The organism is Mesorhizobium sp. P2_B11 (genome assembly GCF_056404855.1).
This window is the reverse complement of the sequence record NZ_JBFUDF010000002.1, coordinates 379,170-405,140: the sequence shown is the minus strand read 5'-3', so window position 1 is coordinate 405,140 and position 25,971 is coordinate 379,170. Positions and strand designations below refer to the sequence as shown.

Here is a 25,971-nt window from a genome sequence, read left to right as displayed (position 1 = left end):
TTCACGATCACTTGCGAAATCTGCGTGGACAAAGTGTGGCAGGCAGGATCTCAGATGCGGAGACGATCATGCCGGTGCTTTTCCGGGCCTTGAAGCTGGCCAGACTCTGGGTCGCCGCGGCAGCGCTTGCCGGGATAGCGCAGGGCGCCAGCGCCGGCTGCATCGCCGAACGGCCGACAGCCATGGTTCCCGCCGACCCCTCGGTCTGCCGGCAGCTCGAGCCCACGATCAGGAAACCATCGGCGCTGTCCCTGGGAGACTACGAAAACAAGCTCAACCAATATCTGGGCAGCTACTGCTACCGCGACGAGGCCGCCGGATGGGTGCACGACAAATTCGTCCGCCAGGCTGGACCGCGCATCGCGACCCTGGTCAACGGCGCCTGGCAGGGCAAGGATTTCGGAACTCACGCGCCTGTCATGATCTGGTATTCGCCCGAGATGGCGGACTGGCTTCGCAAGAACCGCCCGGCCGAGGGCGAGGTTGGTCATCCGCCGCCGGTACCCGACGGCGCCATCATGGTGAAGGAGATGTTCTCGGAGCCGGCATCCGATTGCCGGACGGTCGATCCCGTCAGGCTTTTTCCAACCAGCGGCGCCGCTATCATGATTCGCGATGCCGGCGCTTCTTATGATGGCTGGTTCTGGGGTTGGTACGGCTTTGGCAGCCAGAGCGGCTGGACTCCGGATTGGCCGGCCCTGCCGGCCGACAACAACAGCCTGCCCAATATGGGTTTCGCCCAGTACTGCATGAACTGTCATGCCTCGGCGACCGACAATCTGACCTTCGCGTCTCCCAAGAACATCGCCGGCGAGCCGGGCAAGCCGCTCAACTATCTCGCACAGGATTTCTTCACCAGCGAGCCTGCTCCGACCTTGCATCAGACCGTCGTTTTGCCGGTCAATGCCAGCCCGCGCCTTGGCCAGCCGCTTTACAGTCCGAACGCCGATGTTGTGGCGGCGCTGCGGGCCTATGTGCGCGAGATGCCGACTTTTGACACCGTCGCGCGAATGCCATCCGAGACCTATGACAACACCTGGGTCGGCGCCAAGGGGCCCGACGCATCCGACACCTTCCTGACCTCCAGCCAGTGTCTTGGCTGTCATGATGCCGGCAGCACCGGGCTGCAATTCGACATGACCAAGCCAAACCCGCATGGCGACGGCCTGATCAATATGTCGCCCTTTGCGACCTGGCGAACCTCACCGATGGGGCTGGGCGGCCGCGACCCGATATTTTTCGCGCAGCTGGCCAGCGAGACACAGAGCTTCCACCCCAAAATGTCCGGCGTCGTTCAGGATGTCTGCCTTGGCTGTCATGGCATAGGCGGTGAGCGCCAGTTCCATATCGACGAGAAGGCGCGCACGGGCAAATGCGAACTGTTTTCCCGCGACATGGTCGATGCGGTGCCGTGGCCTGCCGGCAATCCGGGTGCCGCGCATGCCAATTACGGCATGCTTGCCCGTGACGGCATCACCTGCACGACCTGTCACCGCATGGTGCTTAACAGCAAGGCCAGCGAACCGCTCGGCGATCGGCCGCAGAACGCTTGCGTCGACGAGCGCCAGGCGCTGCTCAATCCGCATGCGACCGGTTTTGCCAAGACCTTCACCGGCAGCTTCATGGTCGGTTCGCCTGACACGCTCATCGGCCCCTTCGAGAAGCCGGAGGTCGGGCCGATGCATACCGCTCTCGGCATCAAACCGGTTCACGACGCCACGATCATAAGTTCCGAAGTTTGCGGGACATGCCACACGGTTCATTTGCCGGTTCTGCAAGGCACCGAAACGCTGGCGCATATCTATGAGCAGACCACCTATCCGGAATGGGCGTTCAGCGCCTATCGAACCGGCAGCACTCCCGACGGGCCGCTTCCGCTTGGCCCCGGCGCCACGCCACAGAGCTGCCAGGGCTGCCATATGTCGTCGAAGGAACCCGACGGATCGCCGACGACGAGCAAGATCGCCAGCATCCAGGAGAACCTCAATTTCCCGCAGACCGAATCCAGCAACGCGCCCGACCTTGTGGCCCGCGAACACTTTGCCCGCCACACGCTGGTTGGTCTCAATGTCTTCCTGGTCAAGATGGCGCAGCAGTTTCCCGACGTCTTCGGCATCAGGACGCGCGATCCGATGATGGGCAAGAAGGCCATAGATCCGCTCGTGCTCACCGAGCAGGCGATGCTTGACCAGGCCTCACAGGCAACCGCCACCGTCGCTGTCAGCGATCTCGCCATTTCAGCCGGCACGCTTGACGCCAAGGTGACGGTGAAAAACCTGGCCGGTCACAAATTTCCCTCTGGCGTGGGTTTCCGGCGCGCGTTTTTGACCTTCAGCGTGTTCGACCAGAACGGCGAGCCGCTCTGGGTCTCCGGCCGCACCAACGCCGCCGGTGTTATCACCGACCCGGACGGCAAAGCGCTCGATGGCGAGCTCTGGTGGAAAGACGATTGTTCCGGCCGCCTCCATCCCGGCGAGCGGCCGCACCAGCCGCACTACCAGAAGATCACGCGCCAGGATCAGGTTCAGATCTATCAGGAACTGGTCTCGACGCCGCCAGCCGATACGCCCAATCCGATCTGCAATGCGCATTCGAAGCCGGAAGGCGAACTGACCACCAGCTTCCTGTCGATCTGCACGGAGGTGAAGGACAACCGCATATTGCCTTCGGGCTTCCTGCCGCTCCCAAGCCGCCTCGAGATCGCCAAGGCCCTTGGCGCGGATGAAGAGCTCGCCGTCGATGTCGGAACCACCGCCGTCGAGGACGATCCCGACTATGTCGATGGCAGCGGCAGCGACACGCTGAGCTATTCGATACCGCTTGCCGATCTGCCGAAGGGCGCACGGCCCGCCAGCATCGAGGCGGATCTCTACTACCAGGCGACGCCGCCATCCTATCTGCAGGACCGGTTTTGCACCGCCAAAGGCCCCGACACCGATCGCCTGTATTTCCTGACCGGGCATCTCAATCTCGCCGGCACGGAAGCCGACGGATGGAAGCTGAAAGTGGTCGGCAGCGGAACTGTCGCCGTCGCCGCGCCGCCCTGATGAAGCTTTCCTGGAACTGCGTCAGGGCAGCATGAATTCCACCGCCGCCTCGGCATGGATGCGCGTGGTGTCGAACACCGGAATGTCGAAATCGCGCGCGCCGATCAGCATGGTGATCTCGGTGCAGCCCATGATGACGCCGTCGATCTGTTCATCGCGCCGCAGGCGCGCGACTTCATCGATATAGGCCGCCTTCGACGGCGCGCTGACGATGCCCTGGCAGAGTTCGTCATAGATCACCCGGTGCACCATGTCGCGCCCAGCCTGGTCCGGCACCACCGGCTCGAGGCCATATTTGTCCACCAGCCGGCCCTTGTAAAAATCCTGCTCCATGGTGAAGCGCGTCGCCAGCAGCGCCGGCCGCCTGACGCCGGCGCCCTTGACCGCCACTGCCGTGGCATCGGCAATATGAATAACCGGGATCGACACCGCCGCCTGCACCTGGTCGGCGAGCTTGTGCATGGTGTTGGTGCAGATCAGCAGCCCTTCGGCGCCGCCCGCCTCCAGCTTGCGCGCGGCATCCGCCAGCAGCACGCCCGCACCGTCCCAGTCGCCATGATGCTGCCGTTCGGCGATTTCGGAAAAGTCGAAGGAATGGAGCAGCAGCTTGGCCGAATGCAGCCCGCCCAACCGCTCGCGCACGATCTCGTTGAGCAAGCGATAGTAGATGGCGGTCGATTCCCAGCTCATGCCGCCGAGCAAGCCAAGGGTTTTCATGCGAGCTGTTCCTTTTGCTGGCAATTCCTATGTTATGACCACATGAGACCACAAGGAGAGCCGGTATGAAAACCATGCAGCTTCGAGAGGCTAAGGCAGGACTCTCGGCACTGGTCGAAGCGGCTGGAAAAGGCGAGCCTACTATCATCACCAAGCATGGCAAACCGACCGCCATGGTCGTCCCGATCGATGAGGGGCGAAAGCTCTATCCGCAGGACAGCCAAAAGGCCTTTGTCGACTTCCTGCTCCGGTATCCGGGCGGCATTGAGCTTGAACGCAACGAATCGCCATCGCGGGAAGTCGAATTTTGAGCGGCCACCTGCTTGATACATCTTTCCTCTCGGCCTTCGCACCTGAGCGTGCCCCGCTTCCCGCTCGCATTCACAAGTGGGTTGCAGAACAACGAGAGCGCGGCACCTGTCGTCGATCGTTGTTCTGGAAGTGGAAAGAGGCATTGCGAAACTGATGCGGTCTGGCGGGGGCGCAAAAGCAGAACGCCTCAGCCTTTGGTTCGAGAGCCTGGTCATTGATTTCGACCAACGCATCATCCCGGTCGACGCGGCCGTCGCGCGGGAAGCTGGACGACTGGAAGATGCCACGATCGGCAGAGGCTTCAATCCGGGCTTGGCAGATGTCTTGATCGCAGCGACTGCCCGTTTGAACGATCTTTCCGTGCTGACAGCCAACGTCCGGCATTTTGCCACTCTGGGTGTGCCTTACTTGAACCCGTTCTCCGAGGACGACCCAAAAGTTTAACCTGCTGTCCACAAAAGCCATGTCGGGTCGATGTCAATCTGAACGCGCACCGCGCAGCTTCAGTCTGTCCACCGACCCCGACGATTCAGCCCTGCCCCGCCCAAACATCACCGCGCGCCCGATTCGGTCATCCTTGCACCGGTACCGAGATGATGCAGGCTTTGCGTCGTGTGCCTCGAACTCCAGGCAACCGGCGGATCGGGCAGATCGAGGTCGAAGTGCGCCCGTCCTAGCAGCGAATTGACGATCTTGGCGCTGCGCCAGGCCATCAGGCTGAGCTGCGGCTCGGCTATGCCATGGCTGAGGCGACCGGCATTGAGCGCGTAGATGCGCCGGTCATCGGGCCCGTCCCATTCAACCTCGAAGCTGGCGTCGAGCCGGTAGTGGCCACGCTCGTCCAGCGCGATCCTGTCCATGAGCGGCGCCACGCAATCGGGAATGGCGAAGGCATAGCCGGTGGCCAGCACCACCGCATCGACCGTGCGCGTCTCGATGGCGCCGTCGAAGCCGTTGCGCATGATCAGCCGGTATTCGCTGCCTTCCCGCGTCACGTTCAGCACTTCGCGGTGCGGCGTCATGTTGACCGCCGTCGTCTCCTCGGAGAGATGCCGCAGCGTGTAAAGCTGGCGGTAGATCGCCTTCAGCGTGCTCGTCGATGCGCCGTCGCCGGCAAGCAGCTGCTGTTCCAGGATGGTCTCACGCCGCCCTTGCGGCAGCCGATGAAAATTTTCCACATAACCCGGTGTGAAGAGCTCGTCGGTGAAAGGCGAGTCATCCAGCGGCAGGAAATTCGGCCGCATCGAGATCCACTCGATCTCGCGGCCGGCGAAGCGGTCGGAGGAGATCAGATGCAGCAACACTTCGGCGCCGCTCTGGCCACCGCCGATCACGGCGATACGCTGTCCGCTCAGGCGATCAAGGCGGTTGGCGGCCTGGGCGTTGTGGAAACATTGGTCGCCCGCCGCCGCTCGCGCCCAGGCAGGGATGTTGGGCTTCAGCCCGACGGCGATGGCAAGATTGCGCGCGCTCACCGCCTCACGACCGATGCGGAGCCTGAAATTCGTTCCGTCGAAGTCGATCTGGTCGACGGCGCTGGAGAAGCGCAGCGATGACAAGTTCTCGCCGACCCAGGCGAGATAGCGGGCGAATTCCGGTCGCGGAATGGCGGAGAAATCCGCGTTGAGGAATTCGTAGAACCGCTTCTGCGCCACCAGATAGGACATGAACGACCACGGGCTGGTCGGATGCGTCGCGGTGACGAGATCCTTGAGGAAGGACGTCTGCAGTTCGACGCCCGGCAGCATCATGCCGGGGTGCCATTCGAGCCGCGTCGCCCGGTCGAAGAAGCGGGCTTCAAAACCGTCCACCGCATCGAGATGGGCGGCAAGGCTGAGGTTGAACGGCCCGATACCGATGCCGGCGAGGTCAAGCGTGTGTGTCATGGCGAACTCCTTCTGGAGCTGGCTGGGCTGATGGGAGGTCGCCGGGCTTGCTCGGGTTGAGCGGATTGTCGAGCGGTGTGCCGAGGTCGGGCAGAGGGCGTTCGCCGCTATCGCCATAACCGATCGCGAAGCGCACCTTGTTGATGGCGATGCGCGGAATCTTTGGTTCGAAGAGATCGAAAAGCGCGAACCGTTCCGCCAGCTCAGGGTTCTGCGCCTGGTAGCGCCGGATCACGCCGGCGAGGATGGCGTAGAACATCCTCTCGTCGAAGCGGTCATAGGCGGCCAGCGCTTCGGACAGGAAGCGCAGGACGCTGACGATGTGGCCGGTCTGCAGATGCTGGAGAAGATGCGCCGGCGGCCGGCGCTTCAGCGTCGACAGGATTTTTGCGTCGAGGCCGGCCAGTTCCGGAAACGGCTGGTCGACGAGGTCGAGGTCGCCCTGAAAGTCCTTGACCGCCACGCCGACGGGCGTCGCGCCGTCGAGAATGATGGTGACGTTCTGGCCGTGCGCGATGAAGCCGACGCCATAGCGGCACATGAAGTGGTAGAGCGGCACATAGACCGTGGAGAACAGGCGGTCCAGCCAGGCCTCCGGGCCAAGGCCGGATTGTTCGATCAGGGCGCTGGCGATCGGCCTGCCATGCGCATCGCGCTGCGGCAGCGCACCCATCATCATGGGGCGCTGGCCCGTGGCCAAATCCTTTTCCGGGCTTTCGCGCCAGATGGCGCCCAGCATCTCGCAAAACTGGTAGGGCGCGCCTTCAACGCCAATGTAGTGCGGATGCGGATAGAAGGCGCCGGCGACTTCCTTCAACACCTTGACGTTGTTGAGCACCGGGTCCGCGGCCGCCACCGTGCCCAGCCAGCGCGACAGATCGGCGCCGATCTCCATGTATTTGCCCGGCACGCCGCGCCAGGCCGAGGTGTTGAGGATCGTCAGCGGCAGCTTGACGTGCAGCGCCTCCGGCCGTGCCGCATTGGCAAGCGTGCGCAGCGACTGCAAAGGCAGGAACGGGTCGCCGAACGGGCCAAGCGGCACCAGCCGGCCGGCGGCAATCTCGCCGCCATATTGCGAGGCGATCATCGCCTGCCATTGCCAGGGGTGGACCGGCAGCAGCCGGTGCGTCGACCGGGAGACCCCGGCGGCGCTGAAAGCCGCTTCGAGCCTTGCGCGCTCCGCGCCGCCAAGCGCCGCCTGCAACAGCGTCTCTTCGTCAATCTCGCAGTCGAGCGCCAGCTGACAACGGTCGCGCGCAGCGGCAAGCCAGAAGAGCTGGATGGCGGCGGCCGATTCAGGCGCGTAGCGCTCGAAGTCGTCCCGCCCCCAGCCGAGCCGGCCCTTGTTGGCGGGCGCCTTCGGATGGCCGTCGAGCAACGCCTGCAACTCGGTGTCCGGCAGGTCGGCGAGTTCGGCGGCCGGCCGGCTGCCGCGCGCCTTGGCGATGCGCATGTCGGCCATCAGCGTGTTGTAGAGTTCCTTCGCATAGGTGCAGAACGTTGCCGGCGACATGCCGAGCGTCTCGCGTGCGTCAGCGAAGAAGGCGACCGCATCGTCGACCGGCAGTTCGATGCCGGCGTCGCGCGTCAGCGTCTCCGGGCGGAGAGAGATCTGGCCCCACAGGCGCCTTGTTGCAGCAAAGCGATAGGTCACGCCGGGACTGGGCGTCAGCTCCCATCGGCCGGGCGAGAGCGCGCGCGGCGCCAGGCACTCCTCGAAGGTCAGTTCGGAAATGGCCTTGGCGACGGCGTCGCGGTTGATCGCGGTCCAGTGCGTCACCTCCCCCGCCTTGGCGATCGGTTGCTGCACCGTCACAGCGGCACCTCGCGGAAGAAGCGCTCGCGTTCGCAGCACACCAGCGCCGCGCGCTTGTGCGGAAAGTCGAACTCCTTGACCTTGTCGTAGGCGGCATCGGCGCAATAGCTCAGCATCTTCTGGTGCGCGGCGCGCGGCTCGCCGACGATGCGCTGCGTGCGCGGCTCATCCAGGAACAGATAGTGGGTGACGGAGCGGAACAGAGCCAGCGTCTTCGGCCGCCCGAGATGGCGCGTATTGCCGATCAGCCCATGCCAGCCGCGGTCCCAGTCGAGCGGCTCGTAATAGGGTCCGAGCCGATCCTCCTTGGCCCAGTAGAACTCGAAATAGCCGGTCGGCTCGCCGTCGAAGCTGGCGATGACGCCGAAAATATGCGGATCGCTTTCCTGCTCGGCGAGATATTTGTCGAGCTCCTCATGGCTCTGGGCAAGCTCCCAGAAGAAGGCGACGCGGCCATCGTTCATCCAGCGATGGAAAAGATCGAGATCGGTCCGGCGGTCGATCGGACGCAGCGACACGGTGAGGCCGATCTCCGGGATCCAGCGCTCATACATCGGGCCGCAGGGCCGCGGTTGCCGCAATGGCGGCAGCCGGTCTTGCGGGCCGATCGTGGTGGTCAGCGCAGGATAGGTGACATGCGAGGCCTGGCTGCGCCACAGCAGCGGCAGCTGGCGCAGGACCGAGCGATGGATGATGGCGCGTTCCGGTTCACCCGCTGCCGTCTCGGTGGCCAGCGTCGAAACCGGCCACAGTGTCTTGGCCGCCGGCAGGAAGGCGCGGTCGACGGAAGGATGCAGGCGCAGCGCCGCATCGACGAGACCTGCCAGAATCTGCGGCTGGTCGAGACGGCCAGCGGCGAAAGCAACGTCGTCGATGAGCAGGCGGCCGTCCGCGACCGAGATGCGGGCCTGTCCGAGCGCTGTTCCCTCAGCATTGACCAGGCTGACATGCCCATCCCCGGCGCGGATGGCCAGCGGCTCGGCGGCGGAAGCCAGATGCTGCCATCCGTCGTTGCCGGCAGCAGTGGCGGGTGACCAGTTTTTCATAGCCTCGATGTTCATGCGTACTCTCTCACATGCAGGGGGTTGGGAAGCTCGACGTAACCGGCCAGCGGGTCGGTCACCTCGGTGTTCTCATTGATGTCGCGCAGTGCGATCAGGAAATTGCCTTTGGCGGCAAGCGTCGGCGCGTTGAGCAAATAGTCGACGCAGGACCGGTCGGTCATCGGCGTGGCAGCCAGTCGCTCGAGCGAGCGGCGGAATATCGCCAGCAGGTCGTCTTCCCTGCTGAGGCCGGCGGCAGCAAGCGCTGCGACGGCGGCGAAGGCGCCGTTGACGATCAGGTAGTAGCCGAACAGCTTGGCGGCCGCTTCCGCCGGGAAGACATGGTCTCCCGCCTGACCGGCCTCGGGCAGGAATTCGCGCAGCCTGGGCAGGAATTCCTTGACATAGCCGGTGCCCTGGCAGTCGCGGAAATAGAGCGCATTCGGCCAGCCGCCGGAAAGGCCGACGACAAGGTTCTGCTGGTGGGCGCCGAACAGCAGGCCGAATTCCGAGAAAGCGACGATGAACGGCTCGATGGCGGTTTCGAGGAACCGCTCGAACCACAGACGCGCTGTCTCCCCGACCGGCCTTTTCTCACCGCGGGCGATACGGTGGATCAGGTCGGACAGATGGCTCTCGCTGCGGCCGGGATGGCGCTCACAAAGCGCGCCGAGAACCGCAGCCCGCGGACTGCCGGTGCCGCGAAACGGATTTTCGCGAAACGAGACGATGGTGTCCGTCATCAGCCGGCCGTCTTCGTCGCGCAAGCCGAACCAGGCCGGCTCGCCCAGCACGGTCATGGTCGGGCAGCGCCGCTGCAAGGCATCGCCGAGCTTGCCCTTGACCAGCCGGTGGACTGAAAGGCCGCGACGGCACTCATGCTCCTCGACGATGCGCCGGGAGTTGGTCAGGCGCAGGCTGAGCGAGAATTTCAGCATCCACTCGGTTTCGGCTGAATGAATCGTGCGCAGCGAGGTTGTGGCCCGCCAGGCCGGTCCACCGAGCCCAAGATCGACGATGCGGCCGGCGCGAAACAGCCTCTCGACGCGGTCTTCCACCATCAGCCGTGCCGCCTGCCACGGATGCATCGGAACCAGAACCTTGCCCTGCTGTTCGCCGGCACGGGCCAGCAGCTGCCGGTCGCTGACGGCAAGCCCGCGGGCCATCTCAGTGATATCAAGCGGTTCGACACTGCCGCCGGCAAGGATGGCCGGGTCGACGGCCCACCAGCGCAGTTTGAACGCATTGCCGTATTCATGCCCGAAGCGCTCGGAGTCCGACTGCGTGAACTCTTCGCGGCTCATCGGCGCCGGGTGCACGGCGTGGCCGAAGCGCAAAGCGCTTTCGGCTTCGATGAAATCCGGATCACTTTCTGAGAAGGGCCGCGACGATCCACGCGCCGCAGTCGCCTCGGCAATCGCGGCGATGCTGGCCAGGCTGCGGCGCAGAAAGGTCAGCCGGCTTTTCGCTGTCGCCCGGCCGGCGATGTCGGGTTCCGCCAGGACCAGCGCCAGAAGACTGAAAAGATCGATCTCGGTCGCCTCGCCATCGGCATCGAGTCGCCACAGCGGCATCGCAAAATCGTGGTAGCCGACCTTCGAGCGATGCCGCGCCTCGACAAGCACCGCCGCGCGCGAGGCAGGGAAATTCAGGCGCAACACGGGCGTCTGCGGCCGGAACAGCCCGGTTTGGTCCCCGTCGATGAATCCCCAGCCATCCCATTCCCGCAGCAACGCGTTGAGGAACGGGCTTAGTGCAGAGGAAGGTTCTGGTTTTACATTCTCCATATTCATCCTCATCATCCGATTTAGTACTATATTATACTTTTGTTACTTTAAATATTTCTATTGATTATTTAGATAAAACTAGAAATAAGCTTTTCGTTGTGATGGGCAATATGAAAAATCGAACTTCGCTTCTTCGCCGCCTGGCAATCGCGGTCTCCGCGATCGGCTTCGGCCAGTCGGCCTTCGTATCGCTCGTTCCCATGGTGATGGAGCGGCTGCGGCTCGACACATTTGCCGTCGGCGCGGCGACCGCTGTCGGCGCGGCGGCCTTCCTCGTCGGCTCGCCGCTGTGGGGCCGCATGGGCGAGCGGCTTGGCCACGCCAGGCTGCTGCGCCTGCTTGGCCTCGCCATGCTGGCAGGCCAGGCGGTGTTCGCCATGCTGCTGATAGCCGGGACCGGTGCCGCGCTCGGCATCGCTCTGCTGATGCTCTCGCGCTTCGTCTACGGCTTCGCTGCATCGGGCGTCATGCCGACGGCGCAGGTCTGGGCCAGCCGCTCGGTCGCCGACGACCGGCGGCAGGCCGCGCTGGGGCTGCTCGGCGCCGGCGTCAGCATGGGACGGCTGGCCGGCGCGCTGCCGGCTGCGGCCGCCGTGCTGTCGCCGCTGCTGCCGCCCATCCTGTTCCTGTTCAGCCCGCTGCTGCTGTGGCTGGCGCCGGGCAGAGAGCAAAGCGGCGGACAGACCGACGACAAGGCGGCCGATGCCGGCCGCGGAATATCGCCCTTCGACCGTCGCGCTTTGCCTTGCCTGGCCATGGGCTTGTGCCTGACGCTGGGCTTCGGACAGGTGCAGATGATGCTCGGCCCGATGGTCCAGCAGCGCTTCGCCCTTGGCGCGACGCAGGCGACGACAGTGACCGGCCTCGCTTTGATGCTGGTGGCCGTCGTCATGGTTCTGGTTCAGGGCATGATCGTGGCGCGCCTGCGGCTGGCTGAGCGCAACAGCGTCGTCGTCGGCTGCCTTCTGGTCTGTGTGGGCATGACAATGCTGGCCGTCACCGCGGGCCATGCCGTCTCGGCTGCTGCCCTGGTGGTAGCGGCGGCCGGCATTGCGCTGGCGACGCCCGGTTACACCGCCTGGCTGATGAAACGCCTGGAGCCTGGCGAGCAGGGCGCCGCGGCCGGTTGGCTGACCAGCACCCATGTGCTCGGCCAGAGCATCGGCGCGGTAGCCGGCGGCTTTGCCTTCACGCTCTGGCCCTTTGCGCCACTGGCCGGCTGCGCGGCGCTGGCTCTGGCCGCCGCCTGTCTCGCCGCCATGGTCCGCAGGCACTAGCCAAACCGCGCTCATTCGGCGACCTCCGGCAGCGACTGCATCGGATCTTCCGGCCGGGCTTTTGCGGCATCGGCAAAATGGGCGTTCAGCATGCGATAGGTCGCCACCACGGCAATGCCCGACAGCACGGTCGCCAGGGTGAACAGCGCGGAGTAGCCGAGCATGTCGGCGAGGCGCCCGGCAAGCATGGAGCCGACGAGGTAGACGATGAGCTGGGCGCAAGACAGGATGGTGAAATCGGTGCCCGGCTGGTCCGACGAAGTGACGGCCATGAACAGGCTGTAGAGCGCCACGATCTCCATGTAGCGCACCAGCGTCTGCAGGAACGAGGCGCCGAAGATCGGCCAGAAGCCGGCGATGGCGCCGAACGCATGCAGCGCGAAGATCAGGAAGCAGATGGTGCGCAGCGCGCCGAGCAGGCCGAGCACCGAAGCGGCGCCCCTTTTGTGCAGCAGCCACGCCGCCAGCGCCGAGCCGCCAAGCCCGACGGTGAGCGCGGCGCCGCCCGAGAGATAGCCGATGATATCGAGCGGCACCCCGGCATCGACGAGATAGGAGCCTTCCATCGACTTCACCAGCCCTTCGCTGGCGCGGTAGATAAGCGCGATCCACAGGATCTGGCGCGCCTCCGGCCGGCGCAGGAAACGCAGGATGGAGGGGCGGTCGATGGCCGCCTGCGGGCCGCTCGCGACAGGATCGGTCTCGCGCATGGCCAGGGCGGCAAACAGCGGGATGACGGACAGTGCGGCCACCATGGCCACCATGGTTTGCCAGCCGGCATGATGATAGGCTAGCAGACCGAGCGTGCCGCCCAGAACGACGCCGAGCGCGACGGAGCCGCCCTGGATCGCATTGCCGATCGGCCTGTCCTTCGGGTCGAGATATTTGGCCGCGTAGCCGTCGGTGGCGATGTCCTGCGTCGACATCAGCAGGCTCACAACAAGGCCGACCGCGAAGATGCCGGCGACATCGGTCGGCTCGATCCACAGCATGGCGGCGATGCCGGCGATGACGCCGATCTGGGTGATGATGACCCAGCCGGCGCGATGCGCGCGGGCCAGCGGCCGGAAGCGGTCGACCAGCGGCGCCCACAGGAATTTCAGCACCAGCGGCAGCATCAGCAGCGCCATCATGCCGATGGCGGTGCGCGACACGCCCTGCTCGCGCAGGATCGGCGGGATCGCCGCCGCAAACAGGTAGCTCGGGATGGCCTGCGCCAGATAGAGGCAGGCCAGAACGACGAAAAGCCGCAGGCGCGAAAGCCCGGCAGGCGCCGGCCGTTCTACGTCGCGGCTCATTTGGCATATTCCTTCGGCGCGTAGCCGTTGAGGAAAGCGTCGGCCTCCTTCCGGCTGCGGGTGACGAGCACCGGAAAGCCGAACAGGCTTTGCCAGACGCGCTGCATGGTCCCGTCGACGGCGGAGCGCACCAGGGCGCAGGCGCGGCAGGTCTTTTCGAGCTGCTCGCGTTCGGCCTTGTACCAGAGGTTTTGCGCCTTGCGCTGGGCGTTGCTCAGCGCGATCTCGATGCCGATCTCAACCAGCAGAACGAACGGCTCTTGTTCCTTGGAAAGGCGGCCGAGCGCCTCGACGTAGGCTCCGCCATCCGCCGGATCGGCGGGCGCCATTGCCAGCAGCGAGACCAATGCACCGTTTCGTTGGAGAGACACCGCCATCGCCGCCCCTCAGAAGGTGATCTGGTACGACAGCGCGACGGAACGCCCCAGACCCGGAACGTCGGCGCCGCGCGTCGCAGATGCGGACGGGTTGATGTAGTAGGTGTCGAACACGTTGCGCACGGCAAGGTTCAGCACGCTCTCATTGGCGAACTTCTTCGAGACGGCGAGATTGACCAGCGCAGCGCCGTCCAGTTCCTGGGTGGCGATGCGGTCGCGCCCGGAGAACAGCTCCAGCTCGCTGCGCAGGGTCAGCTCGTTCTCGAAACGGGTGGTGAGATAGACCAGGCCCTTGTAGGTCGAGGGAATGCGGTTGTTGGGCAAATATTCGTTGGCCTCGATGTGGCCGTCGCGATCCGCATCGTATTTGCCTTCGACGTAGCCGACCGATCCGCCCAGCGTGAACATGCCGCTGAGGTCGGCCTCGAGATTGGCCTCGACGCCCCAGATGCGTTCCTTCTGCTGCGACACCCGGTTGTTGACGATGTCGTAGCTGACGCCGTTGTCCGAGGTCGACAGATAGGTGCTGACGCCGCCGCGATAGTCGCCCCAGTCGCCGCGCAGGCCGGCTTCCCAGGTGTTCACCAGCTGTGGCTCGGGCGCGATATCGGCATAGCTGATCGCATAGTCCGGCGCGTTGGTGCAGGGCAGCAGCGGCCGGATCGCCGTGCCGTAGGCGTCGCAGGTTTCAGCGTTCGAGTTCAACCCGGCACGACGGGTGAAGCCGCCAATGTCGGTCAGGCTGTAGCCTTGCGAGAAATTGCCGAAAAGCTGCATCCTTTCGGTCAGGTCGTAGACGGCGCCGGCATTGAAGGTGACGGCATCGTAGTCGAACGAGCCGCCGGTCACCCGGATCGCCGGCAGGCCGATAATGTTGCGGCCAAGCAGAACGGCAGCGGCAGGCCGGGTGAAGTCCTCGACATTGAGGTAGAACTGGTCGTAGCGCGCCCCGCCGCTGATGCGAAAACGATCCGTCACCGGAATTTCGCCCTGCGCAAACAAGGCCACCGAGTTCTGGGTCGTGGGCGAAATGGCGTCCTGGCCGTTGGTCAGCTGCTGATCGGTGGAATCGAAGACATAGTCCGCGCCCCAGGTCAGCGTGCTGCCCTGGGTGATAAAATCCATCGGCGTGTTGACGGTCAGGTTGACGCCGCTGCGCCGCGACTGCAGCGCCGTCTGGTTGAAGTCTGCCGTCGGGTCGCTGCCCGGCGGCAGGATCACCGGACGCGTCGGATTGAACGGCAAATACACCTGGCTGTTGACGGCCGAGAATTTGGTGAAGGGCGACTGCTTGAAGATGTCGTTGTAGAACGCCTTGACCTCGAGGTTTCCGAGCGCGAAGTCGCTGTCGGTGTATTTGGCGGTCAGGTATTTCGAATCTTCCTTCAGCGGCTTGCCTTCATAGGGGTCATCGAAATCCGGGGAGACGGGATTGGTCGTGTAATCGGTGAACCAGTCCGGCTTCTGGTTGGCATAGGTCCAGTCGACGCTGACCTCGAAGCGCTTGGCATCGAACTGGTAGCCGGCCACGCCGAACAGATTGCCCGTGCCGGTGCGGTCACCGCCGCCTTGCCCGAGCATGGCGTCCGAAGCCATCTCGTTGCCGTGGCCGTCATAGGTGCGGCGCGACAGATCGCCCGAGGCCGAGAAGAAATAGTCGAAATCGCCTTTCTTGCCCTCGACCGAGACGCTGGTACTGGGCCCGGTCGATTTGCCGGGATTCTCGGTGAAGGCGGTGACGCCGGTGCGCACCGTCACCTTCGGCTTGTCGCTGTCGCCGCGTTTGGTGATGAAGTTGATCGTGCCGCCGGTGGCGCCGGCGCCATAAAGGCTGGAAGCGCCGTTGATGACCTCGATGCGCTCGACCGAATTCAGGTCGATCATCGACAGGATGCGTGATACGTCACGCAGCGGCGTGTTGCGCGGCACGCCGTCGACCATGATGAGAACGCTGCGGCCGCGGAAGGTTTCCGAGGCGCCCGAAATGGTCTGGTTGCGTGGCGCATAGCCGGGGACGATGCGGCTGATCAGGGTCGCGGCGTCGATGTTCTCCTGCGCGGCTTCCTCAACCTGTTCCCGTTCCACGACCTGGACAGACTGGGCAACGCTGGAAATGGACCGTTCGTTGCGGCCGGTGACGAGGATCTGGTCAAGCACGGTGGCCCCTTGCTTGTCTGTCGGGTTGGCCTCCTGGGCGAAGGCCGTGCCTGCCAGGATCGACGAACCCAAGGCCGATGACCAAAGAAGTGAAATGTACAATCTGCGCATGCTGACCCCATCCATGCCCTGGTCCCCAGTGCCAAAGCGGAAAGGCCCAGTTATAATTCATGATAAAACGAGTCAACATTTATTTTATGAGTTTTTTGATCAGGATTAGTCAGCAAACGAAACGGGAGTTGGATACATCAGCCGCGAGCGTTTTAGCGGATGCTAAGACACTGAGCTTTCTTGACAAAACGGCTTCGGGGCGCTGGCGTCGGCACTAGCCTTTGAGCTTACAGAAAGCTCTGCGGATCGATGTCGACCTGCACGCGGACAGAGCCGCGTGGCTTCGGCCCTTCGGCGAGCATGGTGCGGATGAAACCTTGCATGTCGGCGCGGCGCTCGCCCTGGATCAGCAGGCGGAAGCGATGCCGCCCGCCAAGCAGCGACAGCGGCGCTTCGGCCGGGCCGAGCACGAACAGGTCGCTGGCCTGGGGTGCTGCACGGCGCAGGCCGCGCGCATGGCCCTCGGCCTCGGCCCGGGTCACCGCGCTGACGATGACGCCGGCGAGCCGGCCGAAGGGCGGCAGTGCGGCCCGCTCGCGCTCGGCGATCTCGCGCTCGTAGAACGCCTCGGCGTCTCCGGAGACGATCGCCCGCATCACCGGATGGTCCGGCTGGAACGTCTGCAGCAGGCCGAGGCTCTTCTTGCCGGTGCGCCCGGCGCGGCCGGTCACCTGGCTGAGCAACTGAAAAGTGCGCTCGGCGGCGCGCGGATCGCCATTGGCGAGACCGAGATCGGCATCGACGACGCCGACCAGCGTCATGTTGGGGAAGTTATGGCCCTTGGCGACCAGCTGCGTGCCGATGACGATGTCGGCCTCGCCATTGGCGATGGCCTCCAGTTCAAGCCGCAGCCGCCGCACGCCCCCCATCAAGTCTGATGACAGGACGATGGTGCGGGCATCGGGGAAATGCGCCACGACCTCCTCGGCAATGCGCTCGACGCCAGGACCGCACGCCACCAGATGGTCGAGCGTGCCGCATTCCGGGCAGGCATCCGGCCGCCTCTCATTGTGCCCGCAATGGTGGCAGACGAGCTGGCCGCGAAAGCGATGCTCGACCAGCCAGGCCGAGCAGACAGGGCAGCCGAAGCGGTGGCCACAGACCCGGCACAGCGTCAGCGGCGCATAGCCGCGCCGGTTGAGGAACAGCAGCGATTGTTCCTTTTTCTCAAGCGTGCGTTGCATCTGATCGATCAGCAGCGGCGACAGGAAGCCGCCGCGCGCCGGCGGTGCGCGCCGCATGTCGATTGTCTTCAGATCGGGAAGGGCGGCCTCGGCAAAGCGCGCTGACAGCACCGCCCTGCTGTAACGACCCTGTTGTGCATTGACCCGGCTTTCGACCGATGGTGTCGCCGATGCCAGCACCACCGGAAAACTGCTGATATGGCCGCGCACCACCGCCATGTCGCGCGCATTGTAAAAGACGCGGTCCTCCTGCTTGTAGGCAGGGTCATGTTCTTCGTCGACGACGATCAGGCCGAGCTCCCGGAACGGCAGGAACAACGCCGAGCGCGCGCCGGCGACGACGCGAACGCCACCTTCCGCCACTTGCCGCCAGACCTTTTCGCGCATCCGGGGCGGCAGGTCGGAATGCCATTCGGCCGGCTTGGCGCCAAAACGCTGCTGGAAGCGCTCGAGGAAAGCATGCGTCAGCGCGATTTCCGGCAAAAGGATCAGCACCTGCTTGCCCTGGTCCAGAGCCGCCGCCACCGCTTCGAAATAGACTTCCGTCTTGCCCGATCCGGTGACGCCGTCGAGCAGCGTCACATTGAAAGCGCCCGCCGCGACATTGGCGCGCAGCATGGCGGCCGCGTCGGCCTGGTCGGGCATCAGCTCCGGCAGGGCGTAGGCGGGATCGGGCGCTGCGACCACCGGACGCGGCGGGATCATCACTGTCTCGAACACGCCTTGCGCCTTGAGCCCCTCGATCACCGTCGACGACACGCCGGCGGCATGCGCCAGCCCGGAGCGTGTCCAGGCCAAGCCGCCTTCCGCCGTCTCCAGCACGCGTGTCCTCGCATCCGTCATCCGGTCGGGCATGAGAAGGGTTCGCTGCAGACCCTCGATCCACGGTTCGGGATCGAGGGCTTCCGGCGCGCGCAGCAGCATGCGCGCCACCATGCCGGGCGGCGACAGCGTGTATTGCGCGATCCAGTCGACGAAGCGGCGCATGCCGCGATCGATCGGCGGGCAATCGAAAACCTGCTCGATCGGCCGCAATTTCCTGGCATCGACCTTTTCAACCACGCCGTCCCAGACGATGCCGGCAACCTGGCGCGGACCGAGCGGCACGCGCACGATCGAGCCCGGCACCACGCGCATGCCGGCAGGCACCGCATAGGTGTAGGGCCGTTCGGCCGGCATCGGCACCAGCACCGGCGCGGCTGCGACAAAGGGCGAATCTTCGATCATCGGGCGTGACCTTGCCCCGACTTTGGTCTAGATCAAAGGGCAACCCCGAATGTGCATGGCATGCACATGGAAATCTTTCAGGAGACCCCCATGAAATTTTTTGTCGACACCGCTGACATCAAGGACATCAAGGAACTGAACGACCTGGGGCTGCTCGACGGCGTCACCACCAATCCCTCGCTGATCCTGAAATCCGGCGGCAAGATCGCCGAAGTCACCAAGCAGATCTGCGACATCGTCAAGGGCCCGGTTTCGGCCGAGGTTGTCGCGTCCGAGTACAAGGACATGATGGCCGAGGCCAAGATCCTGGCCAAGATCGCCGACAATATCTGCATCAAGGTGCCGCTGACGCTGGACGGCCTGCGCGCCTGCAGGACGATCCGCACCGAGATGAACCGCCTGGTCAATGTGACGCTGTGCTTCTCGGCCAACCAGGCGCTGCTGGCAGCCAAGGCGGGCGCCTCCTTCATCTCGCCCTTCGTCGGCCGCGTCGACGACACCGGCGCTGACGGCATGGAGCTGATCCAGGAGATCCGTCAGATCTACGACAATTATGATTTCGACACCGAGATCCTCGTCGCTTCGGTTCGCACCGTGAACCACGTCAAACAGGCAGCCCTGATCGGCGCCGATGTCGTGACCGCGCCGGCGGCAACGCTGAAGGCACTGGTCAAGCACCCCCTGACCGACAAGGGTCTGGATCAGTTCGCCGCCGACTGGGCCAAGACCGGCCAGAAGATCGGCTGAGATCAGGATTCGATATCAAAAAAGGCCGGGAAACCGGCCTTTTTTATTGCGCTTCAGAAGAAGCCCCTTCGCCGATCAGTCCGTCCCCTTATCGTCAGGCGCGGCCGCCGGCGGGCGCCGCCCCATGATGATCTCGCGTTTGCCGACATGGTTGGGTGCGCCGACCAAGCCTTCCTTTTCCATACGCTCGACCAGGGAAGCGGCGCGGTTGTAGCCGATGCCAAGGCGGCGCTGGATGTATGATGTCGAGCACTTCTTGTCGCGCACCACCACCTTGACCGCTTCGTCATAGCTGGAATCGCCGTCCTCGGCCGCGATGGATCCCTTGTCGAAGACCGCGCCCTCGTCGTCTTCGATTTCTTCCTCATCCTCGTCCGCCGTCACGGTTTCCAGATATTCCGGGCGGCCCTGCGCCTTCAGATGCGCCACGACATGTTCGACCTCCGCGTCGGAGACGAAGGGGCCGTGAACACGTGAGATACGCCCGCCGCCCATCATGTGCAGCATGTCGCCCTGGCCGAGCAGTTGCTCGGCACCCTGCTCGCCCAAAATAGTGCGGCTGTCGATCTTGGACGTGACCTGGAAGGAGATGCGGGTCGGGAAGTTGGCCTTGATCGTGCCGGTGATGACATCGACCGAGGGACGTTGCGTGGCCATGATCAGATGGATGCCGGCGGCGCGGGCCATCTGTGCCAGGCGCTGGATCGCGCCTTCGATCTCCTTGCCCGCGACCATCATCAGGTCGGCCATCTCGTCGACGATGACGACGATGTAGGGCATCGGCGCAAGGTCGATTTCCTGCTGCTCGAACAGCGGCTCCCCGGTGCCCTTCTCGAAGCCCGCCTGCACCGTCATGACGACCGCCTCGCCCTTGTCGCGGGCTTGGGCGGCGCGCTCATTGTAGCCGTCGATATTGCGCACGCCGAGCCGTGCCATCTTGCGATAGCGGTCCTCCATCTCGCGCACAGCCCATTTGAGCGCGGTGACCGCCTTCTTGGGGTCGGTGACGACGGGGGTCAGAAGATGCGGGATGCCGTCATAGACGGAGAGCTCGAGCATCTTGGGATCGACCATGATCAGCCGGCATTCTTCCGGCTTCAGCCGGTAGAGCAGCGACAGGATCATGGTGTTGATGGCGACCGACTTGCCGGAGCCGGTGGTGCCGGCGACCAGCAGATGCGGCATTTTCGCCAGTTCGGCGATGACGGGCTCGCCGCCGATCGTCTTGCCGAGGCAAAGCGCCAGCTTGCAACTGGTCTTGCGAAAACCCTGCGATTCGATCAGCTCGCGGAAATAGACGGTCTCGCGAGTCTCGTTCGGAAGCTCGATACCGATGACGTTGCGGCCGGGCACGACGGCGACGCGTGCCGAAACCGCCGACATGGAACGCGCTATATCGTCGGCAAGCCCGATGACGCGGGACGATTTGACGCCCGGCGCCGGCTCGAATTCATAGAGGGTGACGACCGGACCTGGACGAACATGGATGATTTCGCCGCGCACGCCGAAATCCTCGAGCACACTTTCCAGGAGGTCGGCATTCTGCTCGAGCCGCTCCTGCGACATGTAGAAGCCTTGCCCTTCCGGCGGCTGCTGCAGCAGCTCTTCCGAGGGGAGCTCGTATGCTCCATCGGTCGTGGCGGACACGATCTTGCCCGCCATGGGCAGCGGCGCCGGCACGCGCATGGCCGGGGCCTGTACGGTATCTTCCGCGCCTTGCGCGACCCGCGCCGGAGCGGCCTTGCCCGCAGCGGCGGGAACCGCCGCCCGGGCGCGCTGCGGCGTGCTGCTCGCCGCAGGCCGAGCCGCGGCCTGGTTCGAGTTGGCCGGACGGACCTCCGGCGCGGCAGACGGCGCCTGCAGACCTGGAAGGCAGTCGATGACACGGAACGATGCGGTGGGATCGGCCGCCGTCACGGCACGGATGTCGACCCGTGGGCCGGCAACGGGTGCGGCCGGACGCGGAACCGCCTGCGGAGCCGGCAACGAGCTCTCGATCATGTAGGGCGCCATGAGTTCGAAGAAGACGTGATCCGACAGATAGGGCCAGCGCGGATTCCCGCGGCTTGGTGAGCGGACCGATGCCGCCGTTCCCTGGGCAGGCGCTTCAGGTGTGCGTGCCGCGGCGGCCGTCCCCGCCCTTGCCTTATCACCGGGATGACCGGGCGAGGCAGGCTGCCTTGCGTTGCCATGGGCATGGGCCGCGCTGCCGGCGGGTGGCCGAGCGGCGTCCAGGGCAGGATTGCGATCGCTCGTCGGCGCGGGCAAATCCGGATGCGACGGCGCGATCGCCCGTGCGGTTGCTTGCGGCGCCGGCTGCGCCGTTTGCTCGTGCTGCCCGGCATCACCCTGCTCACGCGGGCGTGTGCTGGCTTCATAGTCCGGCGTGCGCGTGAACCGCACATTGGGCGCCAGGAAGAAATAATCCTGCCAGGCAGGGCTTTCATTGCCGGCGAGATCGACGGGGGGCGCAAGATTGCCGGCCCTGGTCGCACCGGCCTGCCGGCCATCCATCTTGCCGCTGATGCCGTTTGAACGCTTCCCCTCGGGGTCATCGGTCGAAGCTGGCTTCAATGAATTGACCCGAGGAAAACGCCTGGATTCCATACTCAAGACTCACTCTGAAATGTCTGCTGAGACATAGGGAGCGAGTGGTTAACAGTTGCTTCCCGTCAGCGCTTTTGGAGCGGCCGAAATGTATCTTTCACGGCGACGGTGCGTGGGACGGATTCGAGCCGACGATCGTCGTCCCACGATCATCCTCTCATCCACATGCGTCGGGTCAAAAGGAAGAACCTCGGCCATCGCGAAGCGGGCCGGGGCGCTAACACATGTCGCTCAAAAGTGGTTCCGGTTTTGAGAGAACGACATGCGTCAAAAAAAGACCTAAAGCGCGTCGCATGAATCCGTTTCAGCGCGACGCGCTTTAGAATCGAAATGGCGTTTCCCGTGTACCGAAAGCGGCGCTAGCCAGCCTTTTTGCCGTGCTTGACCAGATCCTGGGCGACCGACAGGCTCACGATTTCAGCCAGTTCGCGCGCGGCACGGTTCTCGGCGTCGATCTGCGCCCGGTAGGAAGCGAACTCCTGCGTCGGTTTGTCGAAGGATGACGGGATCGAGCGTTTGCCGGTGGCGATGACCGCACCGGTCTTGGCGTCGGTCAGCACATAGTTTGCCGTCAGCGTCACCGTGCCTGCGGTCGGCTCGTCCTCGTCGGTCTGGATCTGCACTTGCGCCGCCGATTCCACCAGCTCCGTGACGCCGAGATCGAGCATATAGACCGGTGCCGGCGGCTCGCCGGCGCCCTGGCCGAAGGCAAAGATCAGATTGTTGCGGACCTGCTGGGCGTAGCGGGTCTTGACCGGCTTGACCGCGATCGACGCCATTTCGGCGGAAGCGCTGAGCGTCGAGCCTGCCGTCAACGGCGCGCTGGAATAGAGCGGCCTGACCGTGCAGGCCGAAACCAGCACCAGCGAAGCGACCATGCCGTACATCGCGGCGCGGCGCAGTGCATGCATCGTCTTTCCGGAATCAAGTGACGACATTGACGATCCTCTGCGGCACGATGATCACCTTGCGGGGCGCCTTACCTTCCAGCGCTTTCTGCACGAAGTCGAGAGCCAGAACCGCTTTTTCGATCGCACCTTGGTCCGCGTCGCGGGCAATTGTCAAATAGCCGCGCATCTTGCCGTTGACCTGGACCGGCAGCACAACCTCGTTGTCGACGACCAGCGCCGGATCGTAGACCGGCCATGGCCGTTCGGCGACCAGATCGGTGCCGCCCAGCGTGTGCCAGCACTCCTCCGCCAGATGCGGCATCACCGGCGCGACCACATGCACCAGGATCTCCACCGCATCGCGGCAGGCGCCTTTGAGCGCCGCATCGGCCTTGCCTTCGGCAACGTCGTTGAGCGGCGTGGTCAAGGCATTGGCCAGTTCGTAGATGCGGGCGATCGCACGGTTGAAGCCGAGTTTCTCGATATCCTCGCCGATCGCCTTCAGGATCTTGTGCGCGGCCTTGGACACGGCGCCGGCCTCGCCATCCGTCGCTGCCTGCGGCTTCACGCCGCCAAGCGTCTCGGCGGCGATCGACACCAGGCGCCAGATGCGCTGGATAAAACGATGCGCGCCGGCGGCGCCATCGTCGGTCCATTCGACATCGCGCTCGGGCGGGGAATCCGACAGCATGAACCAGCGCGCGGTGTCGGCGCCGTAGCCATCGGTAATGTCTTCCGGGCTCACCGTGTTCTTCTTCGACTTCGACATCTTTTCGAGCGAGCCGATTGCCGCCTCTTCGCCTGTGGCGATCTCGATGGCGCGGCGCTTGCCGCCGACATCCTCGATCCTGACCTCAGCCGGTGACAGCCAGCGGCCATTGGTCGAAGCGCCGCCGACCCGGTAGGTCTCGTGCACCACCATGCCTTGCGTGAACAGGCCCTTGAACGGCTCGGCGAGATCGAGATGCCCGGTCTCGCGCATCGCCCTAGTGAAGAAGCGCGAATAGAGCAGATGCAGGATCGCGTGCTCGATGCCGCCAATATACTGGTCGACCGCCAGCCAGTCATCGGCGGCCTTCGGCTCGGTCGGCTCATTGGCCCAGGGCGCGGTGAAGCGGGCGAAATACCAGGACGAATCGACGAACGTGTCCATCGTGTCGGTCTCGCGCCGCGCATCCTTGCCGCATTGCGGGCATTTGACGTGCCGCCAGGTCGGGTGGCGGTCGAGTGGATTGCCGGGACGGTCGAACTCGATGTCGTCGGGCAGCTTGACCGGCAGGTCGGCCTTCGGCACCGGAACCACGCCGCAATCCTCGCAATGGATCATCGGGATCGGGCAACCCCAATAACGTTGCCGCGAAATACCCCAGTCGCGCAGGCGGAAATTCACCTTGCGCTCGGCCATCGGCCTGCCGCCGATCGTCTTCTGCTCCAGGAGCTTCGCCACCTCGTCGAAAGCCTGCTCCGGCTTCATGCCGTCGAGGAAGCGCGAATTGATCATCACGCCATCATCGACATAGGCCTCTTCGGTGATCTGGAAGGTCTTGGCGTCGGCGCCTTCCGGCATCACCACCGGGATGACCGGCAGGCCGTATTTGTTGGCGAAGTCGAGGTCGCGCTGGTCGCCCGACGGGCAGCCGAAAATGGCGCCGGTGCCGTATTCCATCAGCACGAAATTGGCGACGTAGACCGGCAGCGTCCACGAGTCGTCGAACGGATGGACGACGCGGATGCCGGTGTCGAAGCCCTTCTTCTCGGCCGTCTCCAGTGCAGCCACCGAGGTGCCCATATGGCGGACCTCGTCGATGAACTTGGCCAGCTCGACATTGGTCTCGGCGGCCTTTTTGGCCAGCGGATGGTCGGCGGCAACGGCCATGAACGACGCGCCGAAGATGGTGTCGGGCCGGGTCGTGTAGACTTCCAGCTCTTTCGTGTCGCCGACGGGTGCTGCCAGCGGCCAGCGGATCAGCAGCCCTTCCGAGCGGCCGATCCAGTTCTGCTGCATCAGCTTGACCTTTTCCGGCCACTCGCCGAGACCGTTCAGCGAATCCAGCAGGTCCTGCGCGAAATCGGTGATCTTGAAGAACCACTGCGTCAGCTCGCGCTGTTCAACCAGCGCGCCCGAGCGCCAGCCGCGCCCGTCGATGACCTGCTCGTTGGCGAGCACCGTCATGTCCTCCGGGTCCCAATTGACCTTGGAGGATTTGCGCGTCACCAGCCCCTTCTTGACGAAATCCAGGAACAGCATCTGCTGGCGGTGGTAATAGTCGACGTCGCAGGTCGCGAATTCGCGCGACCAGTCCAGCGACAGGCCCATCATCTTGAGCTGCTCGCGCATGGCGGCGATGTTGGCGTAGGTCCATTCCTTGGGATGAACCTTGTTCTGCATGGCGGCGTTTTCGGCCGGCATGCCGAACGCGTCCCAACCCATCGGGTGCAGCACGTTGAAACCCTTGGCCCGCTTGTAGCGCGCCACCACGTCGCCCATCGTGTAGTTGCGGGTGTGGCCGATATGGATCTTCCCCGACGGATACGGGAACATCTCCAGCACGTAGTATTTCGGCTTGGGGTCGTTGTTGTGCGCTTCGAACAGCTTCTTTTCAGCCCAGGCTTTCTGCCATTTGGGCTCTGACGCGCGCGGATTGTATCGTTCGGTTGCCATCGGATGATTTTCACTTAAAAGCAGGCGCAGACCGCCGGACAAGGCCCGGTGGCCAAGGTAAATGTCGTCGCGGTGTTCACCATGGATTGCCGGACCCGTCAACTGCGGCGAGCCGGCCAGGACGATTAAAGACAGGCAGGATATAGGCATGGCCAGCGCCGTCGAACAGTTTTTCGCCGTCAAGACGAGGATCACTGCTGCCGAGCGCGAGGCCGGCCGCGATGCCGGTTCCGTGACCCTGGTTGCCGTGTCGAAGACTTTTGAGGCCGAGGCCATCCGCCCGGTCATCGAGGCCGGCCAGCGCGTCTTCGGCGAAAACCGCGTCCAGGAAGCGCAGGCCAAATGGCCGGCACTGAAGCAGGAATTCCCCGACATCGAGCTGCATCTGATCGGCCCGCTGCAGTCGAACAAGGCCAAGGAAGCCGTTGCGCTCGCCGACGTCATCGAGACGGTCGACCGCGAAAAGATCGCCGCCGAGCTCGCCAAGGAGATCGTGCGTCAGGGCCGCACGCCAAAGCTCTATGTCCAGGTCAACACCGGCTCGGAACCGCAAAAGGCCGGCATCGAGCCGCGCGACGCAGTGGCCTTCGTGGCTCGTTGTCGCGATGTCCATGGTCTCGCCATCCAAGGCCTGATGTGCATCCCGCCGGCCGACGAAAACCCTGGCCCGCATTTCGCCCTGCTGGAAAAGCTCGCCAAGGAGGCCGGCGTGGCAAAACTGTCGATGGGCATGTCCGGCGACTACGAAACCGCCATCGCCTTCGGCGCCACCAGCGTCAGGGTTGGGTCGGCAATCTTCGGCAGCCGCTGACAAGCCGCAGGCTTT

Annotated in this window: 18 protein-coding genes; 6 read left to right on the top strand and 12 right to left on the bottom strand. The window is 64.4% G+C overall.

The genetic code is table 11. The annotated features are described in order from the left end of the window. Positions 1 to 68 precede the first annotated feature (68 nt). Positions 69 to 3,047 (top strand): hypothetical protein, encoded by a 2,979-nt coding sequence (locus AC1DYJ_RS06285; RefSeq protein ID WP_477286389.1) that lies wholly within the window; start codon positions 69 to 71, stop codon positions 3,045 to 3,047. 21 nt (positions 3,048 to 3,068) lie between these two features. Here AC1DYJ_RS06285 and AC1DYJ_RS06280 read toward each other — a convergent pair whose 3' ends face one another. Continuing rightward, positions 3,069 to 3,764 (bottom strand): aspartate/glutamate racemase family protein, encoded by a 696-nt coding sequence (locus AC1DYJ_RS06280; RefSeq protein WP_477286387.1) that lies wholly within the window; start codon positions 3,762 to 3,764, stop codon positions 3,069 to 3,071. 65 nt (positions 3,765 to 3,829) lie between these two features. Here AC1DYJ_RS06280 and AC1DYJ_RS06275 point away from each other — a divergent pair, with 65 nt between their 5' ends. After that, positions 3,830 to 4,075: a type II toxin-antitoxin system Phd/YefM family antitoxin gene (locus AC1DYJ_RS06275; RefSeq protein ID WP_477286385.1), complete on the top strand. Its 246-nt coding sequence runs from the start codon at positions 3,830 to 3,832 to the stop codon at positions 4,073 to 4,075. A gap of 76 nt (positions 4,076 to 4,151) precedes the next feature. Further along, positions 4,152 to 4,520 (top strand): PIN domain-containing protein, encoded by a 369-nt coding sequence (locus AC1DYJ_RS06270; RefSeq protein ID WP_477425989.1) that lies wholly within the window; start codon positions 4,152 to 4,154, stop codon positions 4,518 to 4,520. 107 nt (positions 4,521 to 4,627) lie between these two features. On the opposite strand, the gene AC1DYJ_RS06265 is transcribed toward AC1DYJ_RS06270, so the two are convergent. Genes AC1DYJ_RS06265 through AC1DYJ_RS06250 form a run of 4 tightly spaced genes read right to left on the bottom strand, consistent with a single transcriptional unit; the run spans position 4,628 to position 10,614 of the window. After that, positions 4,628 to 5,962 (bottom strand): lysine N(6)-hydroxylase/L-ornithine N(5)-oxygenase family protein, encoded by a 1,335-nt coding sequence (locus tag AC1DYJ_RS06265; protein ID WP_477286381.1) that lies wholly within the window; start codon positions 5,960 to 5,962, stop codon positions 4,628 to 4,630. Further along, positions 5,946 to 7,778 (bottom strand): IucA/IucC family protein, encoded by a 1,833-nt coding sequence (locus AC1DYJ_RS06260; RefSeq protein WP_477286379.1) that lies wholly within the window; start codon positions 7,776 to 7,778, stop codon positions 5,946 to 5,948. Before AC1DYJ_RS06260 ends, AC1DYJ_RS06265 begins: the two co-directional genes overlap by 17 nt. Then, positions 7,775 to 8,839 carry a GNAT family N-acetyltransferase gene (locus AC1DYJ_RS06255; protein ID WP_477286377.1) on the bottom strand — a complete coding sequence of 355 codons (1,065 nt, stop codon included), beginning with the start codon at positions 8,837 to 8,839 and terminating at the stop codon, positions 7,775 to 7,777. The genes AC1DYJ_RS06260 and AC1DYJ_RS06255 overlap by 4 nt, the downstream gene beginning before the upstream one ends. After that, complete coding sequence (locus tag AC1DYJ_RS06250; protein WP_477425987.1) at positions 8,836 to 10,614, bottom strand: IucA/IucC family protein; 1,779 nt, start codon at positions 10,612 to 10,614, stop codon at positions 8,836 to 8,838. Before AC1DYJ_RS06250 ends, AC1DYJ_RS06255 begins: the two co-directional genes overlap by 4 nt. Before the next feature lie 104 nt (positions 10,615 to 10,718). On the opposite strand from AC1DYJ_RS06250, the gene AC1DYJ_RS06245 reads away from it, so the two are divergent. Beyond that, positions 10,719 to 11,885, top strand: a complete 1,167-nt coding sequence (locus AC1DYJ_RS06245) for an MFS transporter (RefSeq protein ID WP_477286373.1) — start codon at positions 10,719 to 10,721, stop codon at positions 11,883 to 11,885. Positions 11,886 to 11,896: 11 nt separating this feature from the next. On the opposite strand, the gene AC1DYJ_RS06240 is transcribed toward AC1DYJ_RS06245, so the two are convergent. From AC1DYJ_RS06240 to AC1DYJ_RS06225, 4 genes are all read right to left on the bottom strand, one after another. Then, positions 11,897 to 13,183: a RhtX/FptX family siderophore transporter gene (locus AC1DYJ_RS06240; RefSeq protein WP_477286371.1), complete on the bottom strand. Its 1,287-nt coding sequence runs from the start codon at positions 13,181 to 13,183 to the stop codon at positions 11,897 to 11,899. After that, complete coding sequence (locus AC1DYJ_RS06235; RefSeq protein ID WP_477286369.1) at positions 13,180 to 13,560, bottom strand: hypothetical protein; 381 nt, start codon at positions 13,558 to 13,560, stop codon at positions 13,180 to 13,182. The genes AC1DYJ_RS06240 and AC1DYJ_RS06235 overlap by 4 nt, the downstream gene beginning before the upstream one ends. A 9-nt stretch (positions 13,561 to 13,569) precedes the next feature. Further along, positions 13,570 to 15,789: a TonB-dependent receptor gene (locus tag AC1DYJ_RS06230; protein WP_477286367.1), complete on the bottom strand. Its 2,220-nt coding sequence runs from the start codon at positions 15,787 to 15,789 to the stop codon at positions 13,570 to 13,572. Between the two features lie 266 nt (positions 15,790 to 16,055). After that, a complete protein-coding gene (locus AC1DYJ_RS06225) occupies positions 16,056 to 18,239 on the bottom strand; it encodes a primosomal protein N' (protein ID WP_477286365.1) in 2,184 nt (727 codons plus the stop codon). A gap of 90 nt (positions 18,240 to 18,329) precedes the next feature. Between AC1DYJ_RS06225 and fsa the strand changes: the two genes are divergently transcribed. Next, positions 18,330 to 18,986, top strand: coding sequence for a fructose-6-phosphate aldolase (fsa, locus tag AC1DYJ_RS06220; protein ID WP_477286363.1), 657 nt, complete (start codon positions 18,330 to 18,332; stop codon positions 18,984 to 18,986). Positions 18,987 to 19,061: 75 nt separating this feature from the next. Here the strand turns inward: fsa and AC1DYJ_RS06215 are convergent, their stop codons facing one another. From AC1DYJ_RS06215 to leuS, 3 genes are all read right to left on the bottom strand, one after another. Beyond that, on the bottom strand, positions 19,062 to 21,593 hold the full coding sequence (locus AC1DYJ_RS06215) for a DNA translocase FtsK (RefSeq protein WP_477286361.1): 2,532 nt from the start codon (positions 21,591 to 21,593) through the stop codon (positions 19,062 to 19,064). Positions 21,594 to 21,952: 359 nt separating this feature from the next. Continuing rightward, positions 21,953 to 22,531: an LPS assembly lipoprotein LptE gene (lptE, locus tag AC1DYJ_RS06210; protein WP_477286359.1), complete on the bottom strand. Its 579-nt coding sequence runs from the start codon at positions 22,529 to 22,531 to the stop codon at positions 21,953 to 21,955. Further along, positions 22,518 to 25,145 carry a leucine--tRNA ligase gene (leuS, locus tag AC1DYJ_RS06205; protein ID WP_477286357.1) on the bottom strand — a complete coding sequence of 876 codons (2,628 nt, stop codon included), beginning with the start codon at positions 25,143 to 25,145 and terminating at the stop codon, positions 22,518 to 22,520. The genes lptE and leuS overlap by 14 nt, the downstream gene beginning before the upstream one ends. Positions 25,146 to 25,293: 148 nt before the next feature. Here leuS and AC1DYJ_RS06200 point away from each other — a divergent pair, with 148 nt between their 5' ends. Further along, positions 25,294 to 25,956: a YggS family pyridoxal phosphate-dependent enzyme gene (locus AC1DYJ_RS06200; protein WP_477286355.1), complete on the top strand. Its 663-nt coding sequence runs from the start codon at positions 25,294 to 25,296 to the stop codon at positions 25,954 to 25,956. Positions 25,957 to 25,971 lie beyond the last annotated feature (15 nt).

Excerpts from the sequence above, each read along its gene's own strand:
- AC1DYJ_RS06285 (WP_477286389.1), top strand. The coding sequence starts at position 69 with ATGCCGGTGCTTTTCCGGGCCTTGAAGCTGGCCAGACTCTGGGTCGCC.
- AC1DYJ_RS06280 (WP_477286387.1), bottom strand. The coding sequence starts at position 3,764 with ATGAAAACCCTTGGCTTGCTCGGCGGCATGAGCTGGGAATCGACCGCC.
- AC1DYJ_RS06275 (WP_477286385.1), top strand. The coding sequence starts at position 3,830 with ATGAAAACCATGCAGCTTCGAGAGGCTAAGGCAGGACTCTCGGCACTG.
- AC1DYJ_RS06265 (WP_477286381.1), bottom strand. The coding sequence starts at position 5,962 with ATGACACACACGCTTGACCTCGCCGGCATCGGTATCGGGCCGTTCAAC.
- AC1DYJ_RS06255 (WP_477286377.1), bottom strand. The coding sequence starts at position 8,839 with ATGAACATCGAGGCTATGAAAAACTGGTCACCCGCCACTGCTGCCGGC.
- AC1DYJ_RS06250 (WP_477425987.1), bottom strand. The coding sequence starts at position 10,614 with ATGAATATGGAGAATGTAAAACCAGAACCTTCCTCTGCACTAAGCCCG.
- AC1DYJ_RS06245 (WP_477286373.1), top strand. The coding sequence starts at position 10,719 with ATGAAAAATCGAACTTCGCTTCTTCGCCGCCTGGCAATCGCGGTCTCC.
- AC1DYJ_RS06240 (WP_477286371.1), bottom strand. The coding sequence starts at position 13,183 with ATGAGCCGCGACGTAGAACGGCCGGCGCCTGCCGGGCTTTCGCGCCTG.
- AC1DYJ_RS06235 (WP_477286369.1), bottom strand. The coding sequence starts at position 13,560 with ATGGCGGTGTCTCTCCAACGAAACGGTGCATTGGTCTCGCTGCTGGCA.
- AC1DYJ_RS06225 (WP_477286365.1), bottom strand. The coding sequence starts at position 18,239 with ATGATCGAAGATTCGCCCTTTGTCGCAGCCGCGCCGGTGCTGGTGCCG.
- fsa (WP_477286363.1), top strand. The coding sequence starts at position 18,330 with ATGAAATTTTTTGTCGACACCGCTGACATCAAGGACATCAAGGAACTG.
- AC1DYJ_RS06215 (WP_477286361.1), bottom strand. The coding sequence starts at position 21,593 with ATGGAATCCAGGCGTTTTCCTCGGGTCAATTCATTGAAGCCAGCTTCG.
- lptE (WP_477286359.1), bottom strand. The coding sequence starts at position 22,531 with ATGTCGTCACTTGATTCCGGAAAGACGATGCATGCACTGCGCCGCGCC.
- leuS (WP_477286357.1), bottom strand. The coding sequence starts at position 25,145 with ATGGCAACCGAACGATACAATCCGCGCGCGTCAGAGCCCAAATGGCAG.
- AC1DYJ_RS06200 (WP_477286355.1), top strand. The coding sequence starts at position 25,294 with ATGGCCAGCGCCGTCGAACAGTTTTTCGCCGTCAAGACGAGGATCACT.